At 68.6% G+C, this 10,339-nt stretch carries 12 protein-coding genes, 1 tRNA gene and 1 pseudogene; 1 reads left to right on the top strand and 13 read right to left on the bottom strand.

The features are described from left to right. The 13 genes and pseudogenes from AACZ35_RS08960 to AACZ35_RS08900 all read right to left on the bottom strand — a co-directional run. Positions 1–154 (bottom strand): annotated as a pseudogene (locus tag AACZ35_RS08960) (NADH-quinone oxidoreductase subunit F); the annotation flags it as partial. A gap of 9 nt (positions 155–163) precedes the next feature. Then, the gene (nuoE, locus tag AACZ35_RS08955) at positions 164–691 is read right to left on the bottom strand and encodes an NADH-quinone oxidoreductase subunit NuoE (RefSeq protein WP_339828321.1); all 528 of its coding nucleotides are present in this window, start codon (positions 689–691) and stop codon (positions 164–166) included. A gap of 14 nt (positions 692–705) precedes the next feature. Beyond that, positions 706–1,962: an NADH-quinone oxidoreductase subunit D gene (locus AACZ35_RS08950; protein WP_339828320.1), complete on the bottom strand. Its 1,257-nt coding sequence runs from the start codon at positions 1,960–1,962 to the stop codon at positions 706–708. Between the two features lie 6 nt (positions 1,963–1,968). Then, positions 1,969–2,655 (bottom strand): NADH-quinone oxidoreductase subunit C, encoded by a 687-nt coding sequence (locus AACZ35_RS08945; RefSeq protein WP_339828319.1) that lies wholly within the window; start codon positions 2,653–2,655, stop codon positions 1,969–1,971. Between the two features lie 16 nt (positions 2,656–2,671). Continuing rightward, positions 2,672–3,226: an NADH-quinone oxidoreductase subunit B gene (locus tag AACZ35_RS08940; protein ID WP_188662598.1), complete on the bottom strand. Its 555-nt coding sequence runs from the start codon at positions 3,224–3,226 to the stop codon at positions 2,672–2,674. Continuing rightward, complete coding sequence (locus tag AACZ35_RS08935) at positions 3,217–3,573, bottom strand: NADH-quinone oxidoreductase subunit A (protein ID WP_339828318.1); 357 nt, start codon at positions 3,571–3,573, stop codon at positions 3,217–3,219. The genes AACZ35_RS08940 and AACZ35_RS08935 overlap by 10 nt, the downstream gene beginning before the upstream one ends. Positions 3,574–3,655: 82 nt before the next feature. Further along, a tRNA-Leu gene (locus AACZ35_RS08930) sits at positions 3,656–3,740 on the bottom strand. A 54-nt stretch (positions 3,741–3,794) separates the two neighbouring features. After that, complete coding sequence (gene secG, locus AACZ35_RS08925; protein ID WP_339828317.1) at positions 3,795–4,283, bottom strand: preprotein translocase subunit SecG; 489 nt, start codon at positions 4,281–4,283, stop codon at positions 3,795–3,797. A 9-nt stretch (positions 4,284–4,292) separates the two neighbouring features. Continuing rightward, entirely contained in the window at positions 4,293–5,045 is a 753-nt protein-coding gene (gene tpiA, locus AACZ35_RS08920; protein WP_339828315.1) for a triose-phosphate isomerase, read from the bottom strand. A gap of 43 nt (positions 5,046–5,088) precedes the next feature. Then, entirely contained in the window at positions 5,089–5,520 is a 432-nt protein-coding gene (locus AACZ35_RS08915; protein WP_339828314.1) for a group 1 truncated hemoglobin, read from the bottom strand. A gap of 10 nt (positions 5,521–5,530) precedes the next feature. Beyond that, entirely contained in the window at positions 5,531–6,388 is an 858-nt protein-coding gene (locus tag AACZ35_RS08910; RefSeq protein WP_339828313.1) for a DUF3034 family protein, read from the bottom strand. Beyond that, positions 6,385–8,718: an EAL domain-containing protein gene (locus AACZ35_RS08905; protein WP_339828323.1), complete on the bottom strand. Its 2,334-nt coding sequence runs from the start codon at positions 8,716–8,718 to the stop codon at positions 6,385–6,387. Before AACZ35_RS08905 ends, AACZ35_RS08910 begins: the two co-directional genes overlap by 4 nt. After that, a complete protein-coding gene (locus tag AACZ35_RS08900) occupies positions 8,715–9,383 on the bottom strand; it encodes a methylamine utilization protein (protein ID WP_339828312.1) in 669 nt (222 codons plus the stop codon). Before AACZ35_RS08900 ends, AACZ35_RS08905 begins: the two co-directional genes overlap by 4 nt. 92 nt (positions 9,384–9,475) lie before the next feature. Here AACZ35_RS08900 and AACZ35_RS08895 point away from each other — a divergent pair, with 92 nt between their 5' ends. Further along, complete coding sequence (locus AACZ35_RS08895) at positions 9,476–10,276, top strand: SDR family NAD(P)-dependent oxidoreductase (RefSeq protein ID WP_339828311.1); 801 nt, start codon at positions 9,476–9,478, stop codon at positions 10,274–10,276. Positions 10,277–10,339 lie beyond the last annotated feature (63 nt).

Here is a 10,339-nt window from a genome sequence, read left to right as displayed (position 1 = left end):
GGATCTTGCGCCAGGCGGAATAACCGCCGGTCTTGAGGTAGTTCTCGTAGGACCACGGCTTGTCGAAGTGCAGCGTCGTGTAGACGACGTTGTGCTCCTGCGGCGCCGGGCCTACCGGGCCGTAGCCCTCGGAATAGTGGGAATGGTGTGCCATGTCCTCAGATCACTCCAGTCCGTCGAGCAGCTTGTCCACCTGCTCGGTGGTCAGCTTCTCGTGGTAATGGCCGTCCACGACCATCATCGGGGCGCCGGCGCAGGCGGCCAGGCACTCTTCCTCGATCTTCAGGAAGATGCGGCCGTCCGGCGTGGACTCGCCGTGTTTGATGCCCAGCTTGCCTTCGCAGTGGCGCACGATGTCCTCGGCGCCATTGAGCCAGCAGCTGATGTTGGTGCAGATGGCGACCTTGTGCCGGCCGACCGGCTGCAGGTCGAACATCGAATAGAAGCTCGCGACCTCGTAGGCCCACACCGGCGGGATGTCGAGGTACTTGGCGGTGGCGGCGATCAGTTCGTCGCTGAGCCAGCCGCCGTTCTGTTCCTGCGTGGCCATCAGGCCCTGGATCACGGCCGAACGCTTGCGGTCGGGCGGGAACTTGGCGACCCAGTGGTCGATGTGCGCGCGCGTGGCGTCGGTCAGGGCGACCATGGGGTCGACATCCTGGCAGGCGGCGAAATTTCCGGTGGCTTTCATCGGTCAGGCAGTCCTTAGCGATCGATCTCGCCGAACACGACGTCGTAGGTGCCGATCATGGCGACGACGTCGGGCAGCATGTGGCCGCGCACGATCGCGTCCATGGACGAGAGATGGGCGAAACCCGGCGCGCGCAGCTTCAGGCGGAAAGGCTTGTTGGCGCCGTCGGAAACGATATAGGCGCCGAACTCGCCCTTCGGGGCTTCCACCGCGGCGTAGGCTTCGCCGGCCGGCACGGAATAGCCTTCGGTGAAGAGCTTGAAGTGGTGGATCAGCGCTTCCATGTCGTCCTTCATCTCGGCGCGGCGCGGCGGCGCGACCTTGAAGTTGCGCACCATCACCGGGCCGGGGTTGGCCCGCAGCCACTGCACGCACTGCTTGATGATGCGGTTGGACTGGCGCATTTCTTCCATGCGCACCAGGTAGCGGTCGTAGCAGTCGCCCTGCACGCCCACCGGGATGTCGAAATCGACCTTGTCGTAGGCGGCGTAGGGCTGTTTCTTGCGCAGGTCCCAGGCCAGGCCGGAACCACGCAGCATCGGGCCGGTCATGCCCCAGGCCAGGGCCTTCTCGACCGGCACCACGCCGATTCCGACGGTGCGCTGCTTCCAGATGCGGTTGTCGGTGAGCAGGGTTTCGTACTCGTCGACGCGGCGCGGGAAGTCGTCGGTGAAGGCGTCGAGGAAGTCGAGCATCGAGCCTTCGCGCCATTCGTTGACGCGCTTGAGTTCGCTGCCCTTGCGCCACGGCGATTCGCGGTACTTGGGCATGGCATCCGGCAGGTCGCGGGCGACGCCGCCGGGGCGGTAGTAGGTGGCGTGCATGCGCGCGCCCGACACCGCCTCGTAGCAGTCCATCAGCTCTTCGCGTTCGCGGAAGGCGTACAGGAACACCGCCATCGCGCCAAGATCGAGGCCGTTCGAGCCAACCCACATCAGGTGGTTCAGGATGCGGGTGATTTCGTCGAACATGGTGCGGATGTATTCGGCGCGCAGCGGCACGTCGATCTGCATCAGCTTTTCGATGGCGCGCACGTAGGCGTGCTCGTTGCACATCATCGAAACGTAGTCCAGGCGGTCCATGTAACCGATGGACTGGTTGTAGGGCTTGGACTCGGCCAGCTTTTCGGTACCGCGATGCAGCAGGCCGATGTGCGGGTCGGCGCGCTGAACCACTTCGCCGTCCATCTCCAGCACCAGGCGCAGCACGCCGTGCGCGGCCGGATGCTGGGGGCCGAAGTTGAGGGTGTAGTTGCGGATTTCCTGGGTCATGGCCGGTCAGTCCTTGCTCGGCTGCTCGGAAGCGGCCTGCTGCCAGCGCGAGTCTTCGCGCACCACGCGCGGCACGAGCACGCGCGGCTCGATCGAAACGGGTTCGTAGACCACGCGCTTGCGCTCGGCGTCGTAGCGGACCTCGACGTTGCCGATCAGCGGGAAGTCCTTGCGGAACGGATGGCCGACGAAACCGTAGTCGGTGAGGATGCGGCGCAGGTCCGGATGGCCTTCGAAGATGATGCCGAACAGGTCGAAGCACTCACGCTCGAACCAGTTCGCGACCGGCCAGACCTCGACCAGCGAGGGCACCACCGGCCGGCGGTTGTGGCGCACCGACTGCAGGTGCGCCACCGTGGCGAAGCGGCGCTCGGGGCCATTGCCGCGCGGGCGGTGTTCCCAGTCGAAGCGGCCCGGGCCGGCGGCGCCTTCGACGCCGCGAGAGAAACCTTCGGAGGACACGTCGTCGGTGTCCCACTCGTCGTCGCCGTAGCCCAGGTAGTCGACGCCGCACAGGTCGATCAGCTGCTCGAAGCCCAGCTCCGGGTCGTCGCGCAGGATGCGCGCCGCCGCGTCCCAGGCTTCGGGCATGATTTCGACCGTCGTTTCGCCCAGCGCCTCGTGCACGGACACAAGCTTGTCCTGCAGGCGCGCCTTGAGGCGCTCGATGAAGCTCGTGGTGGGTTCGACCATGGCGTCGGCTGGGTCCTTAGCGGGCGATGGTGTTGGTTCGGCGGATCTTCTTCTGCAGCTGCAGGATGCCGTAGATAAGCGCTTCCGCAGTCGGCGGGCAGCCCGGCACGTACACGTCCACCGGCACCACGCGGTCGCAGCCGCGCACCACCGAATACGAATAGTGGTAGTAGCCGCCGCCGTTGGCGCAGCTGCCCATCGAGATGACCCACTTGGGCTCGGGCATCTGGTCGTAGACCTTGCGCAGCGCCGGGGCCATCTTGTTGACCAGGGTGCCGGCGACGATCATGACGTCGGACTGGCGCGGCGACGGGCGGAAGATGACGCCGTAGCGGTCGAGGTCCAGGCGCGAGGCGCCGGCGTGCATCATCTCGACCGCGCAGCAGGCCAGGCCGAAGGTCATCGGCCACATCGAACCGGTGCGCGCCCAGTTGACCAGGGTGTCCACGGACGTGGTGACGAATCCCCGCTCGAGCAGCGGGTTGTCGCCTTCGGGACGCAGGATGTCGTCAACCCGCCCTTCCGGGATCGGGTTGTGCATCACGTTCGAAACGGACTGGATCACTCCCATTCGAGCGCTCCCTTCTTCCAGACGTAAACGAAGCCAAGCACCAGCAGGCCGATGAAGATGCCCATCTCGGTGAGGCCGACGATGCCGAGGTTGCGGAAGTTGACCGCCCACGGGAAGACGAACGCGATTTCCAGGTCGAAGATGATGAACTGGATGGCGATCAGGTAATAACGCACGTCGAACTGCATGCGCGCGTCTTCGAAGGCTTCGAAGCCGCACTCGTAGGGCGACAGTTTCTCGGCGTCAGGGCGCTTGGGGCCCAGGGCCCAGCCGGCGATCAGCAGGACGATGCCCAGGCCGGTCGAGACGAACAGAAACAGAAGGATCGGCAGATATTCGCCCAGCACGCGCGCTTCCTCACCTTGGCGCCCTTGGGCGCGTCAGGGCCGCCGCTCCAGTCATGTGCCGGGCGGCAGCCCGTTGTTCAATTGGTGCCCAAGAGGGGACTCGAACCCCTACGACTCTCGTCGCTACCACCTCAAGGTAGTGCGTCTACCAATTCCGCCACCTGGGCAGGTGTGCCTTCGCTCCGGCGACCGGATCGAAGGCCGAAGATTGTACCAGCGGATCAGTCGCCGCGGGTGTTTTCCGCGTCATCACCGGCCACCGGCTCGGCGGCTTCGGCTTCAGCCGGCGCGGCGTCCGCGGCGGCCGGAACGTCGGCAGCCGCCGGAGCGGCGTCGCTGGCCGCCGGCACCGAAGCGTCGGGCGGCAGGTCGCTGGCGGGAACTTCGCTGGCCGGCAGTTCGCCCGCCGGTGCCGGCGCGGCCGGGACGTCGGACATGGCGCCGATGTCTTCCATCGGTTCGGCCGTCGGACGACCGCCGTGGGTGGCATACCACGCCATGCCCAGGCTCAGGCCGAAGAAGACCACGGCCAGCCATTTGGTGGCGGTGGACAGGAAATTGGCCGATCCGCGCGCACCGAAGACGGTGGCCGACGCGCCCGCGCCGAAGCCCGAGCCCGCGGCGGCGCCGGAGCCGCGCTGCATGAGGATGAGCACGATCATGGCGATCGCGACCAGCACGTAGATGACACTGACGATGGTGAGCAGCATGTTCTTCCGTTACCTCGCCGCCGCGGCGGCGATTGCCAGGAAATCCTGGGCCACGAGGGACGCGCCCCCGATCAGGCCGCCATCGACGTCGGGCTGCGAGAACAGCTCGGCCGCGTTGGCGGGCTTGACGCTGCCGCCATAAAGGATGGGCAGCGAGCCGGCGATTCTAGCATCGTGGGCCGCCAGTTCGCCACGGATGAAGGCGTGGACCTCCTGGGCCTGCTCCTTGGAGGCCGTGCGGCCGGTGCCAATGGCCCAGACCGGCTCGTAGGCCAGCACGGCGCCCTCGAAAGCGGCGATGCCGGCCAGCTCGACCACCGGGCCCAGCTGTTTCTCCAGCGCGTACTCGGTGTGGCCGGCCTCGCGCTGGTTCAGGGTTTCGCCCACGCACAGCACCGGCACCAGGCCGGCCTTGCGGGCGGCGACGAACTTTTCCGCCACGTCCTGCGGGCTTTCACCGTGGTACTGGCGGCGCTCGGAGTGGCCCACCAGCACGTAGCGGGCGCCAACATCACGCAGCATGGCGCCGGAAATTTCGCCGGTGTAGGCGCCCTGCTCGTTCACGCCCAGGTCCTGGGCGCCGAAAACCAGGCCTTTATCGCCGTACTGCGTGGCCAGTTCGCCCAGGTAGGGCACGGGCGGCATCACCACCAGCTCGACGCCCGGGGCCCGCGGCGCGGCCACCACCGCGTCAAGCAGTTCCCTGGCGAAGCTGCGGCTGCCATTCAATTTCCAGTTGCCGGCGACGATCCTGGGGCGCATGCGCAATCTCCTGCGGACAAGACCGCCAGTTTAGCGCGCCCGGTCAGGGGCTGACGATGTCCCCGTGCATGGGCGCCAGCCGCGCCAGCAGCCGGTTCTGGGCCGCGCGCGGGATGCCGCGGGCGTCCATCGCGTCCACCAGGTCCTCGACCAGGGCGTTGAAGTCGGCCTCGGTGATGCCCAGCCCGGCGTGGGACTGAGCCATGTCGCGACCGGTGTAGGTGCAGGGGCCGCCCAGCTCCACGCAGAACTGTTCGACCAGGCGGTCGTTGAGGTTCACCAGGTCGGTTTCGGCAAATTGGGCGTTGATGCGCGGATCTTCGAGCAGGCGCACCAGGAACTCCTCGACCAGGGCCTCGACCCCGGCCTGGCCGCCGAACTGCTGGTAAAGCCCGGCCCGCGGCGGATTGGCGGCGCAGGCGGCCAGCAGCCCGGCCAGGGCCAGGGCGGTCAGCAGGCGCGCTCGCTTGGCCATGGCTTGCACCTCAGTAGCTCAGCTGCAGGGAAAGATAGGCGCCGCGCTGGCCGTCCAGGGTGGCGATGCTGCCCAGGTCGGCCCAGGCGGCGACCACGGCGACGTGTTTGTTCGGGAACCAGGCTACGAAGGCGTCCATCCAGGCGTCTTCGCCGGCGAATCCCAGGTTGTCGGGTTTCTGGCGGTATTCCACGCCGACCACCCAGCGCGGGTCCAGCACCAGCGCGGCGCTGCCTTCGAACACCAGGGACCGGCCGCCGTCGCGGTCGCCGCCGTGGCCCAGCAGCCCCATCTGGTTGGCGCGGGTCGAACGCAGGGTGCCGTTGAGCAGCAGCTGGCGCCCGCCCGGGCCGGCCAGGAACAGCTTGCTGGCGCTCAGGTAGACATCGGTGCCCTGGTCGTCGCGGGCACCGATGGCCAGCGGCAGGGCGCCGTCGCGCAGGCGCTTGTGCTGCACGCCCAGGCTGATCTGCGGCCAGGCCGTGTAGACCAGGTCGCCGCCCAGGCGCACTTTGGCGCCGAAGATGTCCTGTTCGAGCGCGTTCCAGGGCAGCGAAAGCCGGCGCTGCAGTTCGCCCAGGTCGAAACGCTGGCGGGCCAGCGACAGCTCCAGCCGGTTTCGGAAGGTGTAGGCCACGCCGTAGGCGTCGAGCGCGTAATCGCCGGTGTCCACGCGGGTGGCGAAGGCCGTGCCGCCGTCCTGGTCCTTCGTGCCGTACCCGGCCAGCACGGCCCAGGGCACGATGCCGCCGCCGGCCGAACCTTCCAACTGGCTGGCGCCGCCGGTGGCCAGCAGGCGGCCGTCGCGGGCCAGTGCGCCGGCCGGCAGGGCCATGGCGAGCGCCATCAAGGCCAGCAGGGACTTCATGCCCTGGCCTCCGAATATCGCCGGCACCATTCCAGCAGCGGTCCCGCCTCCAGCGGCGGGCTGAAGAAATAACCCTGCACCATGTCGCAGCGGTAACGCTGCAGCAGGCCCAGGCTGACGTCGGTTTCCACGCCCTCGGCGATCACCTTCAGGCCCATGTTGTGGCCCAGTTCGATGGTCGAACGCACGATCACCGCGTCGTCGCTTTCTTCGGTCATCTGCATCACGAAACTCTTGTCGATCTTGAGTTCGTCCACCGGCATGCGCTTGAGCTGGGCCAGCGAGGAATAGCCGGTGCCGAAGTCGTCGATCGACAACCGCACGCCGCTCGCGCGCAGGCGGTGCAGCATGCGGATGGCGTATTCGACGTCGCGCATCAGCGCGCCTTCGGTGACCTCCAGGATCAGCCGCGGCGGCGGCACCTGGTGCTGGCGCAGGCAGCTCTGGACGAAGTCGGGCAGGTCGGCGTCCATCAGGTCCATGGCCGAAAGATTCACCGCCACGCCAAGGTCCACGCCCTGGGCGCGCCAGCGGGCGTTCTGGGCCAGGGCCGTGTCGAGCACGAAGCGGGTTATTTCCTGCACGAACCCCGAACGTTCGGCCAGCGGGATGAACTCCTCCGGCGACACCGGGCCCAGCGCGTGGTGGGTCCAGCGCAGCAGGGCTTCGACGTGCGCGACCTTGCGCGTGGCCAGGTCCACCTTGGGCTGGAAGCGAAGGCTCAGCTGGTCGCGGGTGATCGACTGGCGCAGATCACCGACCAGGGCCAGCTGGCGCAGGTGCACTTCGTCCCTGCCCTCGCGGTAAACGGCCACGCCGCTGCGGTTCTCCTTGGCGTCGTAGAGCGCGATGTCGGCCCGGCGCAGCAGGGTCTGGGCGTCGTTGCCGTGTTCGGGGTGCAGGGCCAGGCCCAGGCTGGCGTCGAGGTTGATGCGGGTGCTGGGCAGGTCCAGCGGCTTGCGCAGCTGGTCGAGCAGCACGCGTGCGCGGGCCTCGGCGAAATCGGCGTCGACGTCGTGCATCAGCACCATGAATTCATCGCCGCCCAGGCGCGCAACCAGGTCACCGGGGCGTACGGCCTGGCGCAGGCGCTTGCCAACTTCTTCCAGCACCTGGTCGCCGAAACCGTGGCCGAGCGTGTCGTTGATTTCCTTGAACCGGTCCAGGTCCAGCATCAGCACCGCCGCCCGGCCGGAGCCCAGGGCTTCGTCGAGGCGCTGGCGCGCCAGGCTGCGGTTGGGCAGGCCGGTCAGGGCGTCGTGGTGGGCCTGGTGCAGGATGCGCTGCTCGCGCGCGGCGATGCCCTGCTGCATGTGGCCGAAGGCCGAGGCCAGCCGGCCGATTTCGTCCTGGCCGCGCACCACGATCGGCTGGCTGTAGTCGCCGTCCTGGACACGCTGGGCGGCTTCGGCCAGCTCGACCACCGGCCGGCTGATGCCGCGGCCAAGGAAACCCGCGACCAGCAGGGCCAGCGTGGCCGCCAATCCCGACAGCCACAGGATGCGGGTCTTGAGCGATGCATACGGCGCCATCGCCTGGTCCAGCGACCCCTGCAGCAGCACCCGCACGGGCGGCTCGCCGCTGCCCGACATCGCCAGCGGCAGCACGAACCAGTGTTCCTCGCCCAGGGCGACGTCGCGCACCGCTTCGCCGGTGGGCAGCTGGCCGGGCGGCAGACGGGCCAGGGCGGCCCGCGCCGGCCCGGGCAGGCTGCTGGCGAACACGTCCAGGCCGCCGGCCCCGGCGCGCGCGAAGCTGGCGTCCAGGCCGGTCAGCGCGCGGAAATCACTGGCGTAGTCCGAATCAACGGCCGTGCCGATGCCCACCCAGCCGATGCGGTTCGGGGCCATCACCGGGATAAGGGCCATCTGGTAGAGGCGGCCGTCCACGGGCAGCACGGTCAGCGAAAACCCTTCGGCTTCGGCGCTTGCCACGGCGACGGCGAGCGACTGGCCTTGCCAGCCCGGCGATTCGCCCTGCAGACCGGCCAGCCAGCGGCCGTCGGGGCCCAGCATCACCGCCGCGTCGGCGCCGACGCGGCTGGCGTGGTTGCGCAGGGCCGATTCCACGGTGGCCGGGTCGCCGCTGGCGACGGCGGCCTTCAAACCGAAGTCGTCGGCCAGCACCAGCGCGGTTTCCAGCAGCTGTTCGCCGCGGGCTTCGTGGAAACGACGCCAGACGCGTTCGCCCACCGCCAGGTCATCGGAAAGCTGGGCCCGCACGCTGCGGTCGGTGGCCAGGTGCACGACGGCGAACGTCGCCAGCTGCGCGGCCAGGACCAGGCCGATCAGCAGCGCGACGATGCGGCCGTGCAGGCGCAGCTGCATCAGTCGTCCTTGCGCAGGCTGCGCAGGCGGTCCTGCAGGGCGCGCAGGCGATCACTGCCGCGGCGTTCGGGCGGCGGCGGGCCGAGTCCCAGGGCCAGCGAAACCTGCGCGCCGGGTACCGTCACCGGCTGCTGCAGCGGCTCGCCGGCCAGACGCGGATGCCAGGTCTGCAGCCGGTAATCGCCATCGGGCACCTGCAGGCGAACCACGCCGTCGGCGCCGCTGCGGGCGTGGTGCGGGGTATCGAGCACGACGATCCAGCCGATCATCCAGTCGTGGATGTTGCAGCCGACCACCACCACGCCCGGCTGCGAGAACACCACCGGCTCGGGCGGCGTGCCCGAATACAGCGGCAGCTCGAAAGGTTTGGCCGGCGAGAAGGAATAGACCTGGTGGCGCACGGTGTCGCTGTTCGGGAAGCTGACCGCGGTGCCGGCCTCGATGACCAGCACGCCCGGCTCGAAAGCGGTGTTGCGCTGGTCCATGACCGCCCTGCCCGGCACCGGGTCGGCCGCGCCATGCAGGCTGACCACGGCGCCTTCCAGCGGTGCGCCGTCGGCCATCACCTGCACCTGCAGTTCACCCGCCGTCGTTTGCGCTGCCCACGCGAAAGCGACCGCGAACACGGCCGTGGCCAGGCGCGTGCGCGCCGTCCTACCAATGATCATGCGGCCCCCTGTGGCCCTTCGCCTTTGGCGTACGGCCACGATTACCGCGCAGGCGGGGTGATAATGGCGCGAAACCACCCGGAGCCAAGCCCATGTCGTCATCCCTGCCCCACGCCCTGGTCACGGGCGCCTCCAGCGGCATCGGTGCCGATATCGCCCGCGAATATGCCCGCCGCGGAAAACCGCTGGTGCTGACCGCGCGGCGGGTCGAACGGCTCGAGGCGCTGGCGGCGGAGCTGTCGGCGCAGGTGCCCTGCGTGGTGCTGGCCGCGGACCTGGCCGACCCGGCGGCGCCCGCGTCGTTGTTCGAACAGACCCAGGCCCGGGGCATCTTCGTGGACACGCTGGTCAACAACGCCGGTTTCGGCGTGCCCGGACGCTACCTCAGCGTGGACTGGAAAACCCACGCCGATTCGATCCAGGTCCTGATGACGGCGGTGGCGCACCTGAGCCACCTCTACCTGCCGGCAATGGAAGCGGCCGGGCGCGGCCGGATCCTCAACGTCGCTTCGCTGGCCGGCCTGGTGCCTTCGTCGGCCGGGCATACGCTCTACGGCGCCAGCAAGGCCTGGCTGATCCGCTTTTCGGAAACGCTGGACCAGGAGTCGCGCAGCCGCGGCGTTTACGTCACGGCGCTGTGCCCGGGCATGACCTACACCGAGTTCCACGACGTCAACGGCATGCGCGACAAGGTTTCCAAACTGCCAAAGGGCATCTGGCTGACCAGCGCGGAAGTCGCCCGCCAGGGCGTGGATGCGGTGGAATCAGGCCGCGCCCGCATCGTCACCGGCCGCTCGAACAAGCTTATCGCCGGCCTGTCGAAGTACCTGCCCGACCGCCTGGCCCGCGCCCTGCTGGCTGCAAAAGCCAAAGACTTCCGCGACGCCGAATAGCCCAGCCCTGTAGGAGCGCCTTCAGGCGCGAATCCCTTCTTTGCCAAAGGCAAAGTCAAAAGA

This window comes from uncultured Arenimonas sp. (assembly GCF_963976025.1).
Lineage (GTDB): Bacteria > Pseudomonadota > Gammaproteobacteria > Xanthomonadales > Xanthomonadaceae > Arenimonas.
This window is presented reverse-complemented; position numbering and strand designations above follow the sequence as displayed.